Source organism: Rhodococcus sp. NBC_00297, from assembly GCF_036173065.1.
Taxonomy (GTDB): Bacteria; Actinomycetota; Actinomycetes; order Mycobacteriales; family Mycobacteriaceae; genus Rhodococcoides.
Genome location: NZ_CP108041.1, coordinates 3911724 through 3931479 on the forward strand (window position 1 = coordinate 3911724; position 19756 = coordinate 3931479).

Consider the following 19756-nt stretch of genomic DNA (forward strand, 5'->3'; position numbering starts at 1 on the left):
TCGAATCGTCGCGACACGGTAGCCGGGTGCAGGTTCAGGACAGGTGCTCAGGCTCCGTCTGGGTCTTGTGGTGCTCGTCGGAGCGCATGGCGTCCTGGCCGCCGTGCCCCACTCCCGGGCTGCCGGCCCTGGCCGGACTCAACGAGACGACGATCGACTTCGACGTGGGGCAGTTGCTGTCGGTCGCCGACGAGTCAAGCGGAACCAGCGGGTTGGTCTCCGGGTAGTAGGCGGCCGCGGACCCCTTGGGCGTCTGGTACTCGACGATCCGGAAATTCTCGGCGACGCGCACCACGTCGTCGTCGTCCCACTTGGTGGTGATGTCGACGAAGTCGCCGTCCTTCATGCCGAGTTCCGCGATGTCGCCGCGGTTGACGAACACGACGCGGCGGCCGCCCTCGATTCCCCGGTACCGGTCGCTGAGTCCGTAGATCGTGGTGTTGAACTGATCATGGCTCCGGAACGTCTGCAGCAGAAGATGTCTCGGCGGCACCTGCAGAGCCTCGATGGGCGAGACGAAGAACTCGGCGAGGCCGGACTCCGTCTGGAAGGTCCGCGAGTCCCGCGGCGGGTGGGGGAGGACGAAGCCTCCGGGGCGCCGAGCGTTGACCTCGTAGCCCTCGCATCCCGGAACCACCCGCGAGATGTGCTGACGGATGGTGCGGTAGTCGTCGCGCATGCCCTTCCAGTCGAGACCGTAACGGTCGCCGATCGTGGCCTCCGCGATCTGCGTGATGATCTCGACCTCGGACTTGACGTGCCGGCTCGGCGGATCGAGCGGACCGCGGGAGGAGTGCACCGAGCACGTCGAGTCCTCGACGCTGATCCACTGCGGCCCGCTGGCCTGGATGTCCTTCTCGGTGCGGCCCTTGGTCGGCAGGATCAGCGCCACGTCCCCGGTGACGAGGTGCGAGCGGTTGATCTTCGTCGAGATGTGCACCGTCATGTTCGTCTTGCGCATGGCATCGAAGGTGACGGTGCTGTCCGGCGTGGCCTGGGCGAAATTGCCGCCGAGACCGAGGAAGAACTTCACCTTGCCGTCGCGCATCCCGCGGATCGAGTCGATCGTGTCGAGACCGTTCTCGCGGGGCGGATCGAAGCCGAACTCGCTCTCGAGTGCGTCGAGGAAGTGCTTCGGTACCCGCTCCCAGATGCCCATGGTGCGGTCGCCCTGCACGTTCGAGTGACCGCGCACGGGCAGCACACCCGCGTTCGGCTTGCCGATGTTGCCCTGGGCGAACGCGAGGTTGGTGATCTCCTTGACGGTGTTCACGGCGTTGCGGTGCTGCGTGATGCCCATGGCCCAGCAGAAGACGGTGGCCTTCGAGTCGCGCAGGAGCTTCGCTGCGTCTGTGATCTGGGCTCGGGAGAGACCGGTGACCGTCTCCACCTCGTCCCAGTCGACCGCCGAGACGTGCTGCTTCCACAGATCGAAGTTGTTGGTGTACTTCTCGATGAACTCGTGATCGAGGGCGTCCCACTCGACCAGCAGCTTGCCGATGGCCTGGAAGAGCGCCAGGTCGCCGTTGATGCGGATCGGCAGGTGCATGTCCTCGAGATCGGTGCCGGGTCCCACCATGCCCCGCGGGGTCTGCGGGTTCTTGAAGTTGATGAGGCCGGCTTCGCGCAACGGGTTGATCGCCAGGATCTTGGCGCCGTTCTGCTTGGCCTTCTCCAGCGCGGACAGCATGCGCGGGTGGTTGGTGCCCGGGTTCTGTCCGGCCAGGATGATGAGGTCCGCGCCGTACACGTCGTCGAGCACGACGCTGGCCTTGCCGATGCCCATCGACTCCTGCAGAGCGAACGACGTGGACTCGTGACACATGTTGGAACAGTCCGGCAGGTTGTTGGTGCCGTACGCGCGAACGAAGAGCTGGTACACGAACGCGGACTCGTTCGACGCGCGGCCCGACGTGTAGAACGTGGCCTCGTCCGGGTGCAGCGAGCGCAGCTCCTCGCCGATGAGGTCGAATGCCTCGTCCCACCCGATCGCCTCGTAGTGGGTGCCGCCCGACCGCTTGACCATCGGGTGCGTGATGCGTCCCTGCTGACCGAGCCAGTGCTCACTGTGCGAGTCGAGGTCGGCGATGCTGTGGCGCGCGAAGAACTCCGGGGTGGCGCGGCGCTTGTCGGCTTCCTCGGCGACGGCCTTCGCGCCGTTCTCGCAGAACTCCGCGGCGTGACGGTGACCCGGATCCGGATCGGGCCACGCGCAGCTCATGCAGTCGAAGCCCTCGGCCTGGTTCAGGTCGAGCAGGGTCCGTGCGGTCCGCACCGGGCCCATGCGCTCGAGCGAGCGCTTCATCGAGACGGCGACGGCGGTCGGACCGGCGGCATGCGTCTTCGGCTTCTCGATCGACAGGTCGGCCTCGTCGTAGTCCCGAGAGTCGTGTGTGCGTGTCATCGATCCGTCACTCCTTCATGTCGCGCGTGCCCCCTCTGGTCGAGGGTAGTGCGCGGCGCCGACACGACCGGTCGGACGACGCGCTTCCACTCCTGTCTACCCGCGCCGACGATTCCGTACCCGTCGCCTAGCGTGAGGCCATGACGAGAACTCGCACCGTGTCCGATCACGTCGACGTCGCGGCATCGCCCGACGAGGTCTACGCACTGGTCAGCGACCCGACACAGACGCACCGGTGGAGTCCGGAGAACACGGGAGCGGTGGTGGACGAGCCGCGCCGTGGAGGTACCTACGAGGGTATGACGTTCGTCGGACGCAACAAGCGCGGCCGGGCGACGTGGAGCACGCGGTGCGTGGTGACGGCCGCCGAGCCCGCACGGCGATTCGCGTTCCGGGTGGAGGTCATCGGACCCGGCAAGCCGATCGTCCGCGCACGGAACGCGAGCTGGGAGTACACCTTCGCACCCGTGGACGGCGGCACTCGCGTCACCGAGACGTGGACGGACGATCGGCCGTGGCCCGACGCGGTGGCCGCGCTGTTCGACAAGGTGGCCACCGGGGGCAGTTCCTTCTCGTCCTTCCAGCGCCGCAACATCGCGCGGACGCTGGCGAATCTGCAGGCCGAGCTCGGCGCTCCCTGACCTCGCCCGGTCGTCCTGCGTGGGACAATGACATGGTGCCGGCGAGGAGAGGTGGGGTGTGAGGTCGTATCGCGATCATGCCGTCGTCCTGCGCCAGCACAAGCTCGGTGAGGCCGACCGCATCGTCACGCTCCTCACGCGCCGCCACGGACTGGTACGCGCAGTGGCGAAGGGCGTGCGCCGCACGACGTCGAAGTTCGGCGCCCGGCTCGAGCCGTTCGCCTACATCGACGTGCAGCTGTATCCCGGTCGCAACCTCGACATCGTGACCCAGGTACAGACCGTCGAGTCGTTCGCGTCCGACATCGTCGCCGACTACGGCCGCTACACCACCGGGTGCGCCGTCCTCGAGACCTCCGAGCGACTGGCGGGTGAGGAGCATGCTCCGGCGCCTCGTCTGCATCACCTGACCGTCGGCGCGCTGCGCACCCTGGCCTCCGGGGCTCGCGACTCGGAACTGGTGCTGGACGCGTTCCTGCTGCGGGCGATGAACTTCGCCGGGTGGGCTCCGTCGCTGGACGAGTGCGCGACGTGCGCTGCGCCCGGTCCGCATCGCGCGTTCCACGTCTCCGCCGGGGGAGCGGTGTGCACCCACTGTCGCCCCGCCGGGTCCAGCACACCCTCGGTGGGTGTGCTCGACCTGATGTCGGCCCTGCAGAGCGGCGACTGGGCGGGTACCGAGGCGTCGACCGACTCGATGCGCGTGCAAGCGAGCGGTCTGGTGGCCGCGCACCTGCAGTGGCATCTCGAACGGCAACTGCGGACGCTCCCGTTCGTCGAACGCAGTGGCGGGTCCGGGACCGCCGGGTCCGCACCTGCCGGAGAAACTCCGGTCGGGCAGGATGAGACCCGTGATCCGTCGAAGTCCACGCGAGCAGCCCACCCGGCGTGAGGTCCGCGCGCCCGATCCGCACCCGTCCGGTGCCCGCGCGCCGATCCTGCAGCCCGAGCTGATTCCCCGCCACGTGGCGCTCGTCATGGACGGCAACGGACGCTGGGCGCAGGATCGCGGACTGCCCCGCACCGCCGGTCACGAGCGCGGCGAGGCCGTCCTCATGGACACGGTCTGCGGATGCATCGACATCGGTGTGCGGTGGCTGTCCGCCTACGCGTTCTCGACGGAGAACTGGCGCCGCAGCCCGGACGAGGTGAAGTTCCTCATGGGCTTCAACCGCGACGTCATCCGCCGCCGCCGCGACGAGATGCACGAGATGGGGGTGCGCGTCCGCTGGGCGGGGCGCCGACCTCGTCTGTGGCGCAGCGTCATCAACGAACTCGAGACGGCCGAGGAGCTCACGAAGGACAACACCGTCATGACGCTGACGATGTGCGTCAACTACGGCGGCCGCGCCGAGATCGTGGACGCAGCCCGCGAGATCGCCCGTCGCGCAGCAGCCGGACAGCTCGATCCCGACAAGATCTCCGAGGCGTCCTTCGCGAAGTACCTCGACGAACCGGACATGCCCGACGTCGATCTCTTCCTTCGGCCGTCCGGCGAGCAGCGCACGTCCAATTTCCTGATCTGGCAGTCCGCTTACGCGGAGATGGTGTTCCAGGAGAAGCTCTTTCCCGATTTCGATCGCCGCGACCTGTGGGCCGCGTGCGTCGAGTACGCCTCGCGTGACCGCAGATTCGGTGGTGTGAAATGACGGAGCAGGACATCGTGGCGGCCCTGCAGGACCGGGCCCGGCTGGCACTCGGACAGTTCGCGGACGTGTCCGTGGGCGACGACGGATCGCTCGGGTTCAGCTACGCGGGCGCACTCTGCTCGCTGCGTGCGGTCGCTCTGAGTCCGGGACTCGAGGTGCTAGCTCTGACGGCCGTGCTGGCCTGGGACCGTCCGTCGTCGGGAACGCTGCGGGCGCGAGTGGCGGTGCGCAACAGCGAGTCCCAGTTCGGCTCGATCTCGCTCACGACGCACGGGTCGCAGGCCGACGTCGTGATGCGCTACACGTTCCCGGCGTCGGGTCTCGACGACGAACCACTCATGACGATGCTCGTCCTGGTGCTCTCGGGTGTGGAGAAGGCGCGCGTCGGCCTGGTGCCGTGACTCATCGCGCGGCGCATTCGCTGCAGGTGCCGAAGATCTCGGCGGTGTGGCTGACGTCGCTGAACCCGTGCTTCGAGGCCACCGACTTGGTCCAGCGCTCCACGGCGGCACCTTCCACCTCGACGGTGAAGCCGCAGTCGCGGCACACCAGATGGTGGTGGTGACCGTCGGAGCACCGGCGGTAGACGGACTCACCGGAATCGGTCCGCAGGACGTCGATGGTGCCGGCGTCCGCGAGGGCCTGCAGGGTGCGGTAGACGGTGGTGAGGCCGATACCGTCGCCACGCTTGCGCAATTCGTCGTGCAGCTCCTGCGCCGACCGGAACTCGTCGACGGTCTCCAGCAGTTCGGAGATGGCGCTGCGCTGCTTGGTCGAGCGCACACCGATGGTGCGGGGAGCGGTCACGAGTGGTTCTCCTCCTGAGCGTGGGCGACGGCGTCGACGACGATGTGGGCGAGGTGGTCGTCCACCAGGCGGTACAGGACCTCGCGTCCGGCACGCTCACCGCGGACGACGCCCGCGGCCTTGAGGACACGCAGGTGCTGGCTGATGAGGGGCTGCGTGACGCCCAGCGCACCGACCAGCTCGTGCACGCACCGTTCCGACTCGCGCAGTTGCAGCACGATCGCGATGCGCACCGGAGCAGCGAGTGCACGCAGCAGGTCGCCTGCGCCGCCCAGCACGTCCTTGGACGGCAGCGGAACGGGGCTCGGAGCCGCGGGAGGGACCACCGTGTCGTCGATGCTCATGAAGGTCCTCCTGCGCTGTCGGGTGGCGCTTAATGGAAACAGTAACCACTTTCGACATCTACTCTGATATGCGCGGACGTGCATGTCAACTCACCGGTGCTCGAAGACCGGGACGTCGCCGGATAGTCTGATGTGTCGCGAGCAGAGGGACACCCCCTCGCTCGGCAGTACTACCGACCACCCGAGATGGAGAGCTGGCCCCGTGGCACCGAAGTCCAAGATCGATACCGTCGCCAACCTGGCCAAACGCCGGGGACTCGTCTATCAGTGTGGCGAGATCTACGGCGGAACCAAGTCGGCCTGGGATTACGGCCCCCTCGGCGTGGAGCTGAAGGACAACATCAAGAAGCAGTGGTGGCGCAACATGATCACCAGCCGCGAGGACACGGTGGGTCTCGACTCGTCCGTGATCCTGCCGCGCGAGGTGTGGGAAGCGTCCGGCCACGTCGAGACGTTCTCCGATCCGCTGGTCGAGTCGCTCCACACCCACAAGCGCTACCGCGCCGATCACCTTCTCGAGGCGTACGAAGAGAAGCACGGCCACCCGCCGGAGAACGGACTCGCCGACATCCGCGATCCCGAGACCGGCGAGCCCGGTTCCTGGACGGAGCCGCGCGCGTTCTCCGGACTGCTCAAGACGTTCCTCGGACCTGTCGACGACGAGGCAGGCCTGCACTACCTCCGCCCCGAGACGGCGCAGGGCATCTTCGTCAACTTCGCCAACGTGCTCACCACGTCGCGCAAGAAGCCGCCGTTCGGCATCGGCCAGATCGGCAAGAGCTTCCGCAACGAGATCACGCCCGGCAACTTCATCTTCCGCACCCGCGAGTTCGAGCAGATGGAGATGGAGTTCTTCGTCAAGCCCGGCGAGGACGAGCAGTGGCACCAGTACTGGATCGACTACCGCATGAAGTGGTACACCGATCTGGGCATCGACCCGGAGAACCTGCGCCTGTACGAGCACGCGCAGGAGAAGCTGTCGCACTACTCCAAGCGCACCGTGGACATCGAGTACCGCTTCGAGTTCCAGGGCAGCGCGTGGGGCGAGCTCGAGGGCGTCGCCAACCGCACCGACTTCGATCTGTCGACGCACTCGAAGCACTCCGGCACCGACCTGAGCTTCTACGACCAGGCCAACGACGAGCGCTACACCCCGTACGTCATCGAACCTGCTGCGGGACTGACGCGTTCGCTCATGGCGTTCCTCGTCGACGCGTACCACGAGGACGAGGCGCCCAATGCGAAGGGCGGCGTGGACAAGCGGACGGTGCTGCGACTCGATCGTCGTCTGGCGCCGGTCAAGGCCGCCGTGCTCCCGCTGAGCCGCAACGCCGACCTGACGCCCAAGGCCAAGGACCTCGCGGCGACTCTGCGACAGAACTGGAACGTCGAGTTCGACGACGCCGGCGCCATCGGTCGCCGCTACCGTCGCCAGGACGAGATCGGCACCCCGTTCTGCATCACGGTCGACTTCGACACGCTGGACGACCATGCGGTCACCATCCGCGAGCGCGACAGCATGGCACAGGAACGGATCGCCCTCGATCAGGTCGAGGGCTACCTCGCCACCCGCCTGCTGGGCTGCTGACCGCTACTTCTGCAGAGCAGCGGTCATCTGCTCCTCGGTCTCTTTCCCGACCCGCTCGAAGGCGATGCCGGCGAGCGGGTCGGCCAGTTTCGCGAGGCCGTTGAACTCGATGTTCGCGTGATAGGTGATCTCGGTGGAGGTCGGGCCGGCCTCGTTCAGCGTGATGTCGTCGGTGCTCGTAGCCGTCTTGTTCGTGCCCTTCAGGACGATGTGGCCGGGCTCGTCGACCTCGAGACGGTAGGTCAGCTCGGTCGAGATGCCGTACAGCTTCGACGTGTTGTTCCATTCCGTGCCGACGGCGACCGGTCCGGGCGTGGACTGCGTGCACTCCACGGTGCCCGGATCCCATTCGGTGGCGTTCGCGAAGTCGCGCAGGTACGCGGCCACGTCCGCTCGGGCGCGGGAAACGGTGAACGTGCGGGTGACATCGACCATGGGTGGGGCTCCTGATGCTAGGTGGGTGACTCCAGAGTGCCCGTTCGCGCGCAGTACTGAAACACCGCGTCAGCGGACACAGGAGTGCTGCTGGTACTCCACCAACTGGCGCTGCACCGACACGGGTACCGGGATGCGGGTGTAGACCGGCACACCGTCACCCACTGCGATCCACGCGGGGAACACGAAGGGCTTCCTGGCGTCCGCGATGACATGCGGTTCGCAGGACGCAGTCGACAGCGTGACCGCGACGATGTCGGCGAGTTCGGCGGCGGCACATTCTTCGGCGTGGATTCGGTTCAGGGTGTCGTTCTGCGACGCGAGCGGCACCTCGACCGCGATGTCGTCACTCGTCTCGACGACCGCTGTCGCCGGTTCCGCTCCGACATCGCACAGCGCTGTTCCGTACGGCACGGTGACGTCGATGCGGGAGCCGCGGTCGAGCGTGATCTCGCGAGGTGTCGCGTCGACCGTCTCGAAGCCGGGAGAACGCAGTGCGACCGACCGGACGGTGACCGGCTGCTCCGACGCGCCGGTGAGCGTCACCTGAAGCTGTCCGCCCACCGCGTCGTCGTCGCGGCTCCGGTAGGCGGATGCGCTCACGGGGGCACGGACCTCCGGCGGCGGCGGTGCGCAGCCGACGAGGAGAGTCAGGGCAAGGGCGCTCGCCGCGACCCGGGCGGTCACCGGCTCAGAAACGTCCGCCGGACGAGCGTCCGATGCGTCCCGAGCTGCCGGAGCCACCGAACGAGCGCGGGCCGCCGCCGAATCCGCCGTAGCCACCGCCGCGACGGTTCCCGTACGAGCGGCCCCCGGAGAAGCCGCCGCGCAGCACGCTGTCGATGAGCACGCCGGTGAGGATGCCGCCCGCCGAGGACGAGCCGCCGTACCCACCGCTGTGCCGAGGACGCTGTGTCGCCTCCCAGTCGGCGACGTCCGCCTGAGCGAGGTGCGACGCCTGCGCGGCGAGGGACAGGGCGGCCGCGGCGTGCTGCAGAGCGCGTGGCGCGTCCGTGGCACCCAGCTGCTGGGCGGCTTGGACGTGCCGTTCGGCCTCGGCGAGCCGCGTGCGTGCCTGGACCTTCACCGCGCCGCTGCGGGCGCCGATGTACTCGCTCGCGGCACGCACCTGTGCCTGCGCCGACGCGAGGTCCCGGTCCAGTCGAGCGCGGGCATGGTCGTCCTGTTCCTTGCTCTGGGTGGCGACGGCGAGTGCGGAGTCGAGTTGCGCGTCGGCCGCGACGAGGGCGTTCATACTGCCCAGCGGATCCTGCGTGCCGCGGGTCCGTGCCCGACCCAACGCCTCGGCGACGGCGGCCCGTGCCGCGGCGAGTCGGTCTCCGCCGTGCGAGGCGAGGCGGTCCGCCGATGCGATGTCGGCTTCCGCGTCGGCCATCGCCGCGTCGAGCCCGGAGCGCGCGGCCTCGATGTCGGCGTCGGCGTGCTCGACGGCGTCGAGCAGCGATCGGGCGCGCGACAGCGCACTCTCCGCGGTGCGCACCGCGGCCACCACCGGTCCCTGGTGACCCACCGGTTGCGCGGCGGCATCACGCCCCTCGTCGATGCTCGCGTCGGCGAGCTCGAGCTGTTCCTTCGCCAGGTCGACGTTGTTCGCCACCGGCGCGAGGACGGAGCTGTCGTACCGCCCCGCGAGGCTCGTCAGGGTCGCCGCCGCCGCGTCCAGCCGCGCCGTCTGCTCCACCTGCCCGCGCGTGAGCGCGTCGAGACGGGAGTCCGCGTCGATCAACAGGTTCCGGATCTCGTCGAACTCGGCGACCTTCTCGTCGAGGTGCCGGTCCGCGTCACTGCACGAGGTGATGATCGACAAGAGCATCTGGCGGCGCTCGTCGGGCGACTCGGGGATCGCGTCGTCCAGACGCTGCCTCGTCTCGAACGCGGCCGCGAGCGCGCGGCGGGCGCCGTCGAGAGCCTCGACGAACGGGCGAGCCGCGGCCTGTCCCAGTTCGCCGACGGCAGTGGACAACTCGTCGGCACTGGCCCGGATCGCCTCGTCGGTCTCCACCAGCAGAGCGCGGGAACGCTCGTCCAGGACGTCGAGCGGGAGAGCGGCGAAGGCCGCGGGGTCACTGCCGTCCAACTGCTCGGCGGCCTCCAGTGCATCGGCTCGCCGCCGCCGTGCGCGCAGCCGAGTGAAGGCGAAGGCGCCCAGTACGAGGACGAGGATCACGCCGACGGCGACCCAGAGACCTGCCGATCCCGAGCCGGTGGTCGACGCCGCCTTGCCCAGGCCGGTGGCTGCCGCCGTCGCCGCGCCCGCCCAGTTCTCCTCGCGCAGCGCCGGTTCGATCGAGGCCTGCTCGAGTTCGGAGATCTCCGAGTCCGAGATGCTCGACAGTGCCTGGGGAACGTTCAGGACGTACGAGCGGGCCTGCGTCGCGACCGCCATGAGCACATCACGGTCCCCGAAGTCGCTGGTGGACGCCGTGCGCTCACCCCACGAGGTGGCAGCCTGGCCCGAGAAGTCGTCGACGAAGACCACCCAGAGCCGGAAGCCCTGCTCGTCGTAGAGGGTGTCGACGGCGGACTGCACCTCGGACACCTCACCGGCATCGAGTGCGCCGGCCTGATCGGTGACCTGCTCGGGCACTCGGAACGGTTCCTCGGCGGAGGCGGGCACGCCCACACCGACCACGGCGAGGACGAGCAGGATCGCGGTGGTGGCGGCACGCAGGAGCACTCGGACCCGGGTCATGGTGGGAACCTACCGGGAGCGTGGCCGAACGGTGCGAACGAGGACGAGAGACCCGTGACAACTGTCATGCCGCGGTCGTGACGCACGAACGAGGGTTCGTCCCTCGCATCGGAGCAGTGTCCTTCTCATGACCACACCAGCGATTCACCTCGACCATCTGCGGAAGTCGTTCGCCGGGCCGGGCCACACCCGTGTCCAGGCCGTCGACGACCTGTCACTCGTCGTCCACCCGGGCGAGATCGTCGCGTTCCTCGGGCCCAACGGCGCCGGCAAGACCACCACGATCGACATGATGCTGGGCCTCGGTCGACCCGACGAGGGCTCCGTCGCCCTCTTCGGCGGATCGCCCGAGGACGCCGTCGCGACGGGCCGCGTGTCGGCGGTGATGCAGAGCGGGGGACTGCTCAAGGACATCACCGTCGAGGAGACCGTTCGCCTCATCGGCACCCTGTACTCGTCCACCCGGCCCGTCTCGGAAGTCCTGGCACGCGCAGGCATCGCGGACATCGGGGGCCGGATGGTGGGGAAGTGCTCCGGCGGTCAGCAGCAGCGGTTGCGGTTCGCGCTCGCCCTGCTCCCGGACCCCGACCTCATCGTGCTCGACGAGCCGACCACGGGCATGGACGTGGAGGGCCGACGTGAGTTCTGGGCCGCCATGCGCGAGGACACCTCGCACGGACGCACGGTCCTGTTCGCCACGCACTACCTCGACGAGGCGGACGCCTACGCCGACCGCATCGTGCTGCTGCGCGACGGGCGCATCGTGGCGGACGGCACCGCGGCCGAGATCAAGAACGTGGCGTCCGGCCGGCGGGTCTCGGCGATCCTGCCGGGCGCGCGGGCAGCCGATCTGCTGGCCGTTCCCGGCGTCGACGACGTCGAGATCCACGGTGACCGGCTCACCGTCCACGCGACGGACTCGGATGCGGTCGCTCGATACCTGTTCGCACACACCGCAGCTCGCGAGGTGGAGATCGTTCCCCACACTCTTGAGGACGCGTTCCTGACCCTCACCACCGACGCCACCGGGAGCCTCGCATGACCGCCACCGATTCAACCACCACCACCACTGTCCGGACGCTGCCGGCTCGGGGCGGATTCAACGCCGGCTTCCTCGCACTCGAGATGCGCCGGATGTTGCGGAACCGCCGCACCGTCGTCTTCGCACTCGTCGTGCCGCCGATCTTCTTCCTCATCTTCGGGCTGCAGGGTGATCTGAAGACCGAGTCGGCAGGATCGGCGAACGTCACCGGCTACGTCATGGTGAGCATGGCGCTCTACGGCGCGATGCTGGCCACCACGAGCGGCGGCGCCATGGTCTCGATCGAACGCGGACTCGGATGGAGCCGTCAGCTGCGGCTCACCCCGCTGACCCCCACCGCGTACATCGCGGTGAAGGTCGTCGTCGCCATGGCGCTCGGGCTCGTGTCCGTGGCCGTCGTCTTCGCCGTCGGTGAGGCGACAGGCGCGACTCTTCCCGCCGCGGCATGGGTGGAGTGCTTCGTGCTCGCCTGGATCACCTCGATCGTGTTCGCGGCGTTCGGCCTCTTCATGGGGTACCTGCTGCCGTCGGAGAACGTGATGCAGATTCTCGGACCCGGTCTCGCTGTGCTCGCGTTCGCCGGTGGTCTCTTCGTCCCGGCGAGTGGATGGTTCGCGACCGTGGCGAAGTTCGTCCCCACCTACGGGGTGGCCACGTTGGCGCGGTCGCCGCTCGGGGACACCTCGTGGACGTCGCTGGTGGAGGCGCTCGTCAACGTCGCGGTGTGGACCACGATCTTCGTGATCGGCGCGAGGACGACGTTCCGCAAGGACACCGCCCGCGTATGACACGTCCGGACACCAGGGGGTCTAGCGTGGCGGCGGTGAGCAGGACCACCGCCGCCGCGCTCGGCCGTCGTCAGGGCCTCGTGCAGTCACTTCGGTCGCATTTCGTCATCGAGCCGCGCGAGGTGAACGTCGACGACAGCGAGGGGACGCGACTGCGCGCCGCCGTGCGCCGAGGCTGGATCTTCAGTGCGGTGTGGCTGGCCTACCTGATCTATCCGGTACGGGCGGTGTGGAGTTACGACGGGCCCGTCCACTGGCAGGTGGCCGCAGCGCTGTGTCTGCTCGCCTTCGCCGCGGTGTTCCTGGGTGGTTTCCGCGACTTCCGTGGTCGGCTGCACGCCGAGGCGCAGGTGCGAGTACCCCGACAGTGGGCTGTGGTGGTGGCGCTGATGCTGCTGCTGGTTCCGGTCGCTCCCGCAGCCGGCGACTCCGTGTTGACGGGATGCGTGTTCGTGGCGGTTCTCGCCGTCATGACCCTCCCGCCCCGATCAGGTCTCCTCGTGCTCGCTGCGAATGTCGCCGCGGTCGAGGTGCTTCCCCGTGTCGTCCCGAAGTGGACCCCGGACGATTCCGCCGGGTTCACCGTGGCGGTGGCCGCGTTCGCCGCCTGGGGAATCAGCCAACTCGTCGCTCGCAACATCCAGCTGACCGAGGCGCGCCGCCGCCTGTCCGACCTTGCCGTGGTCGAGGAGCGCGAGAGAGTCGCTCGCGACGTCCACGACATCCTCGGCCACTCGCTGACCGTCATCACCATGAAGGCCGAGCTGGCCGGGCGACTCGTCGAGGTGGATCCGGCGCGTGCCGCTGTCGAGATCGCCGACGTCGAGAGCCTCTCGCGCGCAGCGCTCGCCGACGTGCGATCGACGGTGGGCGGGCTGCGACACCTGCGACTCGACACCGAGATACGCGGAGTGCGCAGCGCCGTCGAAGCGGCAGGGATGACACTGCACATCGAGGGGTCGGTGCGTGACGTGGCGGAGGAGTTCCGTGAGCTGTTCGCCTGGGCGCTCCGGGAAGCGGTGACGAACGTGGTGCGTCACAGCGGCGGAACCGAGTGCCGGGTGCGACTCGATGCCCGCCGGATCACCGTCGCGGACAACGGCATCGGGCCGCAGGGCGAGTCCACGGGCACCGGCCTGCGGGGACTCACCGACCGCGCGGACGCCCTCGGCGCCGTCGTCCGGGTCGCGCGCGGAGGAGACGGTGGGTTCACGGTGACGGTGACGGCGCCGTGACGATCCGACTCCTGCTGGCCGACGACCAGGCCCTGGTCCGCGGCGCTCTGGCCGCCCTGTTGGGACTCGAGCACGATCTCGACGTCGTCGCGGAGGTGGGGCGCGGCGACGAGGTGGTGCCCGCAGCGCTCGAGCACCGTCCCGACGTGGCGCTTCTCGACGTCGAGATGCCCGGGGGAGACGGCATCGCCACCACCGCCCTGCTGAGGGCGGCAGTCCCCACGTGTCGCGTGCTCGTGGTCACCACCTTCGGACGGCCCGGGTACGTGCGGCGGGCCATCGACGCCGGTGCCGGCGGATTCGTGGTCAAGGACACGCCCGCTCGCCAGCTCGCCGAGGCGGTCCGGCGGGTCCACGCCGGGATGCGCGTCATCGACCCGGCACTGGCGACGGAGACACTGACGGCCGGGAACTCGCCCCTGACACCGCGGGAGCGGGACGTCCTGTCCGCGGCGCGCTCCGGGACCACCGCCGGGTCCATCGCCGCCGCGCTGCACCTCTCCGAGGGCACGGTGCGGAACCATCTCTCCGCCGCCATCGGGAAGACCGGTGCCACCACGCGCGCCGAGGCCGTGCGCATCGCGGAGGACAACGGGTGGTTGTGAGGCGCGCCGGACCGATCTCCGCGGGTGCGGCTGGCAGAATCGACGTGTGAGTACCGACTACCGCTACGACGACCCGTACGTGCCGCAGCCCGATCGTCTCGGCTTCGGCGGCACCGTCGCGCGCTGGCTCCGTCGGCTCGTGGCGGGCGTGGTCCTCGTGGGAGTGCTCCTCGTCGGTGGGACCGCTGTGCGGGTGTGGCAGGTGGCTCGGATCGACGATCACACGCCGTCGGACGCCATCGTCGTGCTCGGCGCGGCCCAGTACGACGGCGTCCCCTCGTCGGTCTTCGAGGCGCGACTCGAACAGGCGTCGGCGCTGTTCTCCAGCGGGGTCGCTCCGCTGATCGTGACGGTCGGTGGCAAGCAGGTGGGCGACAACTACACCGAGGCGGCGTCGGGTCGGAACTACCTGATGGACCAGGGTGTTCCGGGCGAGGACATCGTCGCCGTCGAGGAGGGGTCGGACACCCTGCTCAGCATCGAGGCCGTCGCGGCGGATTTGCAGTCGCGAGGACTGACCGACATCACCCTGGTGAGCGATCCGTGGCACTCGCTGCGCACCCGCACCATGGCGCGCGACGCCGGTCTGGACGCGTGGACGTCGCCCACCCGCCAGGGCCCCGCCGTGTTCACCCGCGAGTCGCAGATCCACGGGATCGCCAGGGAGACAGCGGCTCTGCTGTGGTACCAGCTGACGCACTACTCCGCGGACTTCCAGTACACGGCCAGCCAGTGACGCAGTACGACGCGGCGGACCTCGAACGTCTGGTGGCGGAGGGGCCGAAGACGGCCGCGCTGGTAATCACCGAGACACCCGGCGATTCGCGAGGACACTTCGCCCGTGATCGCGCCCGGGTGCTGCACTCGGCCGCGTTGCGACGCCTCGCCGACAAGACTCAGGTCACCGGTCCCCGTGAGGGCGACACGCCCCGCACCCGATTGACGCACTCTCTGGAGGTCGCCCAGATCGGGCGCAGCATCGCCGACGGCATCGGGTGCGACCCCGATCTGGTGGAACTGGCCGGGCTGGCTCACGACATCGGCCACCCGCCCTACGGACACAACGGCGAGCGGGCCCTCGACGAGGTGGCCGAGTCCTGCGGCGGGTTCGAGGGCAACGCTCAGAACCTTCGGATCCTCACGGTGCTGGAACCGAAGGTCCTCACCGAGGACGGCGCCAGCGCCGGGCTGAACCTCACTCGTGCCTCGCTCGATGCCGCGATCAAGTACCCGTGGCTGCGGCCGCGGCCGGGCGCGAAGTTCGGCGCCTACGACGACGACGCCGACACCCTCACCTGGATCCGCGAGGGCGCACCCGAGGGTCGTCAGAGCCTGGAGGCGCAGGCGATGGACTGGGCCGACGACGTCGCGTATTCGGTGCACGACGTGGAGGACGGCATCATCGCCGGGCGCATCGACCTCCGGTCGCTGGCCGACCCCAGCGAGCAGTCGGCCCTCGCCGAGATGTCGGTGAGCGAGTTCCGCGGCTTCGACCGTGACCACATGCGCGAGGCCGCTCAGCGGTTGTCGGAGATGCCGGTGGTCACCGATGCGTCAGGCTACGACGGCACTCTCGTCCGCTCGGTGGCGCTCAAGCGGATGACGAGCGAACTGGTGGGCCGATTCACCACCGCCGCCATCTCCAGCACCCGGGAGGCGGCCGACGGCAGGCCCGTGCGGCGCTACGAGGCCGATCTCTCCGTCCCGTCGCTGGTCCGAGCGGAGGTGGCGTTGCTCAAGACGATGGCGCTGCGTTACGTGATGTCCGACGCCGGGCACCGGCTCCGGCAGGACCGTCAGCGCGATCGCATCCACCGCGTCGCGGCCTGGCTGCTGTACTCGGCACCGACCTCGCTCGATCCGATGTTGGTTCCCGTGTGGAACGCCGCCGCGGACGACTCCCAGCGCATCCGCGTCGTGGTGGATCAGATCGCGTCCTACACGGAGTCGCGGCTCGAACGGGTGGACAAGAGCAGCCTCGGAGCGCAGGCGTCCTGGGGTTAGCGGGTCCGGGTCGGTACGGCGGGGGAGCCGTGTCGGACCCGGCACTAGACTGGGCTCGTGGCCGGCCGGATACCTGAACGCGATGTAGCCGCCATTCGCGAACGCACTCGCATCGAGGACATCGTCGGCGAGTACGTCGCACTGAAGGCTCCGCGAGGCGACTCCATGAGCGGGCTCTGCCCGTTCCACGACGAGAAGAACCCGTCTTTCCACGTCCGGCCGAATCACGGCACCTTCCACTGCTTCGGCTGTGGTGAGGGCGGCGACGTGTACACGTTCCTGCAGAAGATCGAGCACATCACGTTCGTCGAGAGCGTCGAGCAACTCGCGGATCGGCTGAGCTACTCCATCTCGTACGAGGGTGGCGGCACCTCGGTCCAGCGTGATCGTGGGACCCGGTCCCGCCTCGTCGCGGCCAATGCGGCAGCGCAGCAGTTCTACGCCGAGCAACTCGGATCACCCGAGGCGCAGGCGGCGCGGGACTACCTGACGCAGCGCAACTTCGATGCCGCCGCGGCACAGGAGTTCGGGTGCGGGTTCGCCCCGAGTGGGTGGGACACGCTCACCAAGCATCTGCTGAACAAGGGCTTCGAGTTCAAGGAACTCGAGGCGGCCGGGCTGTCCCGCGAGGGCAAGCGGGGTCCGATGGACCGGTTCCACCGTCGATTGCTGTGGCCCATCCGCAACCTGTCCGGTGACGTCATCGGCTTCGGCGCACGCAAGATCTTCGACGACGACACGATGCCGGGAAAGTATGTCAACACCCCGGAGACGTTGCTGTACAAGAAGTCTCAGGTGCTGTTCGGCCTCGACCTGGCGAAGAAGGACATCGCCAAGGGGCATCAGGCCGTCGTCGTCGAGGGCTACACCGACGTCATGGCCATGCACCTGGCGGGAGTCAAGACGGCGGTCGCCTCGTGCGGTACCGCTTTCGGTGACGAGCACCTCGCGCTCCTGCGTCGGCTGCTGATGGACGACAAGTTCTGGCGCGGCGAGATCATCTACACCTTCGACGGGGACTCCGCCGGTCAGGCCGCCGCGATGAAGGCCTTCTCGGGAGACCAGAAGCTCGCCGGCCAGACGTTCATCGCGGTGGCTCCGGACGGGATGGATCCGTGCGACCTGCGCCTCGAGAAGGGGGACGCGGCAGTACGTGATCTCGTCGCGCGTCGTACCCCGCTCTTCGAGTTCGCCATTCGCGGCGCTCTGTCCGAGTGCGATCTCGACACCGCCGAGGGGCAGGTCGAAGCCCTGCGCCGCACCGTGCCGATGGTCGCGCAGATGAAGGACCGTGCGCTCCGCGACAACTACGCGGCTCGGCTCAGCGGCTGGGTGGGCTGGATAGACGAGCGCATGGTGGTCAATCGGGTGCGCGAGGAAGCGGCCAAGATCGCGAAGGGTGGCGCTCCGGCGCCGCTCCGGCGGCCGGTGCGCAGTACCGAGACCGAGAAGGCCGCGCCGGTCGGACCGGCCCATCCGGCGCGCAACGACCCCACGCTGTGGCCGCAGCGCGAAGCCCTCAAGGCAGTCATGCAGCACCCCGGTATCGCCGGGTCCGTGTTCGATTCGCTGCCCCCCGAGACGTTCGGGCACCCGGCGTACGCCGCGGTGTCCGAGGCGGTCCGCGAGGCCGGTGGAACGGCCGCGGGGCTCGGGGGCGGGGAGTGGCTCGACGCCGTCGGCAAGAAGGCGGAGCCGAAGGGATTGCGCTCCCTGGTCACGGAACTGGCCGTCGAGGCCATGCCCATCTCCGACGAGGCGACCCCGCGCTACATCTCGGGGGTGCTCGCGCGTCTGCAGGAGGTGTGGGTCGGCCGGCAGGTCGCGGAACTGAAGTCGAAGCTGCAGCGCATGTCACCCATCGAGAAGCCGGACGACTACAACGCGCTGTTCGGCGACCTCATCGCGCTCGAGCAGTACCGCCGCAGCCTGTTGGAGCAGGCCGTCGGCAGCACCACGGACGCGGAGTTCCCCGCCGTCTAGAGCTTGTCGTGCGGGATGTAGAGCTGAGTGTCGTCGACCTGCTTCATCGGCTCGAGCTTCGGCTGCGTGCTGAGGGTGTCGGCCAACTTCTGGCGTCCGGCCGACACGACCTTCTTCGTCGCGGGGCTCGACGCCACCGCCTTCGTCGCGCGGCTGATCTGTTCGTAGCGCGCACGCCCCGCCTTGGTGCCGAGCACGTATCCGGCAGCGATGCCGGCCAACATTCCCATCATGTGAGCGTGAGTCCTTTCGAGACGTCTGAGTCCATCCTGCCCGACGTGACCGGGCACGGCGAACTCCCCGGGGCGGGTGCGGCGAAACGAGAAGAGCCCGTGACCGACGACGGTCACGGGCTCTGCGTGCTCCCCCATCTGGACTTGAACCAGAAACCCTTCGATTAACAGTCGAATGCTCTGCCAATTGAGCTATGGGGGAATGTTCGTGGCTCCGACAGCACCCTCTCGGATGCATCCTCGCCGAGAAGAGACTCTAACCCATGGCACCCGTCGACCACCAATTCGCCTCGTCCTGGCACCACCACACCCGGCCTTGTCAGGGTAACCTAACTCGGAACGACGACCTCGACTGCGGGAGCACCGACGATGACCGACGACACGGAGCCGACCTTCTACTGGGCCGAGGTGGTGGACCGGACGACACTGAGCCCCAACCTCGTTCGCCTCACCTTCGGCGGGGAGGACCTGCGCCGGTACCGCCCGGCCGGTGTGGCGGACGAGTGCGTCGCGCTCTACTTCCCGGCTCCCGGCGACGCTCGGCCGCCGGCCATGCAGTGCGTCGACGGGGTGTGGTGGTACCACGACGACGCCGCCCGTCCCGAGGGCCGCAACTACACGGTGCGCCGGGTGACGGACGCCGGTGAGCTGGTGATCGACTTCGTCGCCCACGACGGCGGGGTGGCCGCCTCCTGGGCGCTGTCGGCGCGACCGGGCGACGTCGTGGTCGTCACTCCACCGCGGCACTGGTTCGCGCCGCCGGCGGACACCGCGTGGTTCCTCCTCGCGGCGGATCTCGCCGGGCTTCCGGCGCTGGGCCGAGTGCTCGAGGAGTTGCCCGCGAACACTCGGGCCCATGCGATCGTCGAGGTTCTCGACGAGGCCGACGTGCAGACGTTCGAGTCGGCGGCCGAGGTGACAGTGCAGTGGTGCGTCGGGTCCGGTAACGGGCACGGTCCCGGAGTGCTGCCGGACGCGGTGCAGGCGTGGGAGTTCCCGCCGGGCGAGGGTTACGTCTTCTTCGCGGGGGAGGCCGCGGACTCGCGTGCCGTCCGCAAGTACGTGCGACGCGAGCAGGGTATGGGCGTCGACCGTTTCGACATCATCGGCTACTGGCGCGTGCGAGCCGAGCAGTGGCTAGCGAAGTACACGGCGGTGCAGAAGGAGGTGTCCGCCGTCTACGTGGGCGCGCTGCAGGAGGGCCGTTCGGAGTCCGAGGCGGCTCTGATCTACGACGAAGCGCTGGAGAAGGTGGGGCTCTAGAACGCGGTCCACGCGCTCCCCG

The 19756-nt window shown here is 68.8% G+C and carries 20 protein-coding genes and 1 tRNA gene; 13 read left to right on the forward strand and 8 right to left on the reverse strand.

All coding sequences use genetic code 11. From position 1 onward, the window contains the following. Nucleotides 1–34 precede the first annotated feature (34 nt). Nucleotides 35–2404 (reverse strand): FdhF/YdeP family oxidoreductase, encoded by a 2370-nt coding sequence (locus tag OG947_RS18495; RefSeq protein WP_328812593.1) that lies wholly within the window; start codon nt 2402–2404, stop codon nt 35–37. A 140-nt stretch (nt 2405–2544) separates the two neighbouring features. Here OG947_RS18495 and OG947_RS18500 point away from each other — a divergent pair, with 140 nt between their 5' ends. From OG947_RS18500 to OG947_RS18515, 4 genes are read left to right on the forward strand one after another with little or no spacing between them, the layout of a single operon-like run. Continuing rightward, on the forward strand, nt 2545–3045 hold the full coding sequence (locus tag OG947_RS18500) for an SRPBCC family protein (RefSeq protein WP_328809569.1): 501 nt from the start codon (nt 2545–2547) through the stop codon (nt 3043–3045). Nucleotides 3046–3103: 58 nt separating this feature from the next. Further along, the gene (gene recO / locus OG947_RS18505; protein ID WP_027505725.1) at nt 3104–3937 is read left to right on the forward strand and encodes a DNA repair protein RecO; all 834 of its coding nucleotides are present in this window, start codon (nt 3104–3106) and stop codon (nt 3935–3937) included. Then, nucleotides 3888–4694, forward strand: coding sequence for an isoprenyl transferase (locus OG947_RS18510; protein ID WP_027505726.1), 807 nt, complete (start codon nt 3888–3890; stop codon nt 4692–4694). The genes recO and OG947_RS18510 overlap by 50 nt, the downstream gene beginning before the upstream one ends. Beyond that, on the forward strand, nt 4691–5095 hold the full coding sequence (locus OG947_RS18515; protein WP_027505727.1) for a hypothetical protein: 405 nt from the start codon (nt 4691–4693) through the stop codon (nt 5093–5095). Before OG947_RS18510 ends, OG947_RS18515 begins: the two co-directional genes overlap by 4 nt. A 1-nt stretch (nt 5096) precedes the next feature. Here the strand turns inward: OG947_RS18515 and OG947_RS18520 are convergent, their stop codons facing one another. Further along, nucleotides 5097–5501, reverse strand: a complete 405-nt coding sequence (locus OG947_RS18520; protein ID WP_027505728.1) for a Fur family transcriptional regulator — start codon at nt 5499–5501, stop codon at nt 5097–5099. Beyond that, nucleotides 5498–5845, reverse strand: coding sequence for an ArsR/SmtB family transcription factor (locus tag OG947_RS18525; RefSeq protein ID WP_027505729.1), 348 nt, complete (start codon nt 5843–5845; stop codon nt 5498–5500). Before OG947_RS18525 ends, OG947_RS18520 begins: the two co-directional genes overlap by 4 nt. Nucleotides 5846–6047: 202 nt before the next feature. Between OG947_RS18525 and OG947_RS18530 the strand changes: the two genes are divergently transcribed. Further along, complete coding sequence (locus OG947_RS18530; protein WP_027505730.1) at nt 6048–7433, forward strand: glycine--tRNA ligase; 1386 nt, start codon at nt 6048–6050, stop codon at nt 7431–7433. A 3-nt stretch (nt 7434–7436) separates the two neighbouring features. Here the strand turns inward: OG947_RS18530 and OG947_RS18535 are convergent, their stop codons facing one another. From OG947_RS18535 to OG947_RS18545, 3 genes are all read right to left on the reverse strand, one after another. Further along, entirely contained in the window at nt 7437–7868 is a 432-nt protein-coding gene (locus OG947_RS18535) for an SRPBCC family protein (protein WP_222647234.1), read from the reverse strand. Between the two features lie 69 nt (nt 7869–7937). Next, a complete protein-coding gene (locus OG947_RS18540; protein WP_328809571.1) occupies nt 7938–8471 on the reverse strand; it encodes a hypothetical protein in 534 nt (177 codons plus the stop codon). 88 nt (nt 8472–8559) lie between these two features. Further along, a complete protein-coding gene (locus tag OG947_RS18545; RefSeq protein ID WP_328812595.1) occupies nt 8560–10581 on the reverse strand; it encodes a TPM domain-containing protein in 2022 nt (673 codons plus the stop codon). Between the two features lie 127 nt (nt 10582–10708). Between OG947_RS18545 and OG947_RS18550 the strand changes: the two genes are divergently transcribed. The 7 genes from OG947_RS18550 to dnaG are packed head-to-tail and all read left to right on the forward strand — an operon-like array spanning nt 10709 to nt 18238. Next, the gene (locus OG947_RS18550) at nt 10709–11623 is read left to right on the forward strand and encodes an ABC transporter ATP-binding protein (protein ID WP_328812596.1); all 915 of its coding nucleotides are present in this window, start codon (nt 10709–10711) and stop codon (nt 11621–11623) included. Further along, entirely contained in the window at nt 11620–12411 is a 792-nt protein-coding gene (locus tag OG947_RS18555; protein WP_328812597.1) for an ABC transporter permease, read from the forward strand. Before OG947_RS18550 ends, OG947_RS18555 begins: the two co-directional genes overlap by 4 nt. Nucleotides 12412–12446: 35 nt before the next feature. Further along, the gene (locus tag OG947_RS18560) at nt 12447–13646 is read left to right on the forward strand and encodes a sensor histidine kinase (RefSeq protein ID WP_328809572.1); all 1200 of its coding nucleotides are present in this window, start codon (nt 12447–12449) and stop codon (nt 13644–13646) included. Then, a complete protein-coding gene (locus OG947_RS18565; RefSeq protein ID WP_027505737.1) occupies nt 13643–14251 on the forward strand; it encodes a response regulator transcription factor in 609 nt (202 codons plus the stop codon). Before OG947_RS18560 ends, OG947_RS18565 begins: the two co-directional genes overlap by 4 nt. A 46-nt stretch (nt 14252–14297) precedes the next feature. Next, on the forward strand, nt 14298–14987 hold the full coding sequence (locus OG947_RS18570; protein WP_442973072.1) for a YdcF family protein: 690 nt from the start codon (nt 14298–14300) through the stop codon (nt 14985–14987). Beyond that, entirely contained in the window at nt 14984–16255 is a 1272-nt protein-coding gene (locus tag OG947_RS18575) for a deoxyguanosinetriphosphate triphosphohydrolase (protein WP_328812598.1), read from the forward strand. The genes OG947_RS18570 and OG947_RS18575 overlap by 4 nt, the downstream gene beginning before the upstream one ends. A 57-nt stretch (nt 16256–16312) precedes the next feature. Continuing rightward, the gene (gene dnaG, locus OG947_RS18580; protein WP_056445766.1) at nt 16313–18238 is read left to right on the forward strand and encodes a DNA primase; all 1926 of its coding nucleotides are present in this window, start codon (nt 16313–16315) and stop codon (nt 18236–18238) included. Here dnaG and OG947_RS18585 read toward each other — a convergent pair. Both OG947_RS18585 and OG947_RS18590 read right to left on the reverse strand, forming a co-directional pair. Beyond that, on the reverse strand, nt 18235–18471 hold the full coding sequence (locus OG947_RS18585; RefSeq protein WP_027505741.1) for a hypothetical protein: 237 nt from the start codon (nt 18469–18471) through the stop codon (nt 18235–18237). The genes dnaG and OG947_RS18585 overlap by 4 nt on opposite strands. A gap of 129 nt (nt 18472–18600) precedes the next feature. Beyond that, a tRNA-Asn gene (locus tag OG947_RS18590) sits at nt 18601–18673 on the reverse strand. A gap of 167 nt (nt 18674–18840) precedes the next feature. On the opposite strand from OG947_RS18590, the gene OG947_RS18595 reads away from it, so the two are divergent. Continuing rightward, nucleotides 18841–19734 carry a siderophore-interacting protein gene (locus OG947_RS18595; RefSeq protein WP_328812599.1) on the forward strand — a complete coding sequence of 298 codons (894 nt, stop codon included), beginning with the start codon at nt 18841–18843 and terminating at the stop codon, nt 19732–19734. Nucleotides 19735–19756: the final 22 nt, after the last annotated feature.

Bases quoted from the DNA above. Each gene is read 5' to 3' on its own strand.
- OG947_RS18495 (WP_328812593.1), bottom strand. From the start codon at position 2,404: ATGACACGCACACACGACTCTCGGGACTACGACGAGGCCGACCTGTCG.
- OG947_RS18500 (WP_328809569.1), top strand. From the start codon at position 2,545: ATGACGAGAACTCGCACCGTGTCCGATCACGTCGACGTCGCGGCATCG.
- OG947_RS18510 (WP_027505726.1), top strand. From the start codon at position 3,888: ATGAGACCCGTGATCCGTCGAAGTCCACGCGAGCAGCCCACCCGGCGT.
- OG947_RS18515 (WP_027505727.1), top strand. From the start codon at position 4,691: ATGACGGAGCAGGACATCGTGGCGGCCCTGCAGGACCGGGCCCGGCTG.
- OG947_RS18525 (WP_027505729.1), bottom strand. From the start codon at position 5,845: ATGAGCATCGACGACACGGTGGTCCCTCCCGCGGCTCCGAGCCCCGTT.
- OG947_RS18535 (WP_222647234.1), bottom strand. From the start codon at position 7,868: ATGGTCGATGTCACCCGCACGTTCACCGTTTCCCGCGCCCGAGCGGAC.
- OG947_RS18545 (WP_328812595.1), bottom strand. From the start codon at position 10,581: ATGACCCGGGTCCGAGTGCTCCTGCGTGCCGCCACCACCGCGATCCTG.
- OG947_RS18550 (WP_328812596.1), top strand. From the start codon at position 10,709: ATGACCACACCAGCGATTCACCTCGACCATCTGCGGAAGTCGTTCGCC.
- OG947_RS18555 (WP_328812597.1), top strand. From the start codon at position 11,620: ATGACCGCCACCGATTCAACCACCACCACCACTGTCCGGACGCTGCCG.
- OG947_RS18585 (WP_027505741.1), bottom strand. From the start codon at position 18,471: ATGATGGGAATGTTGGCCGGCATCGCTGCCGGATACGTGCTCGGCACC.
- OG947_RS18595 (WP_328812599.1), top strand. From the start codon at position 18,841: ATGACCGACGACACGGAGCCGACCTTCTACTGGGCCGAGGTGGTGGAC.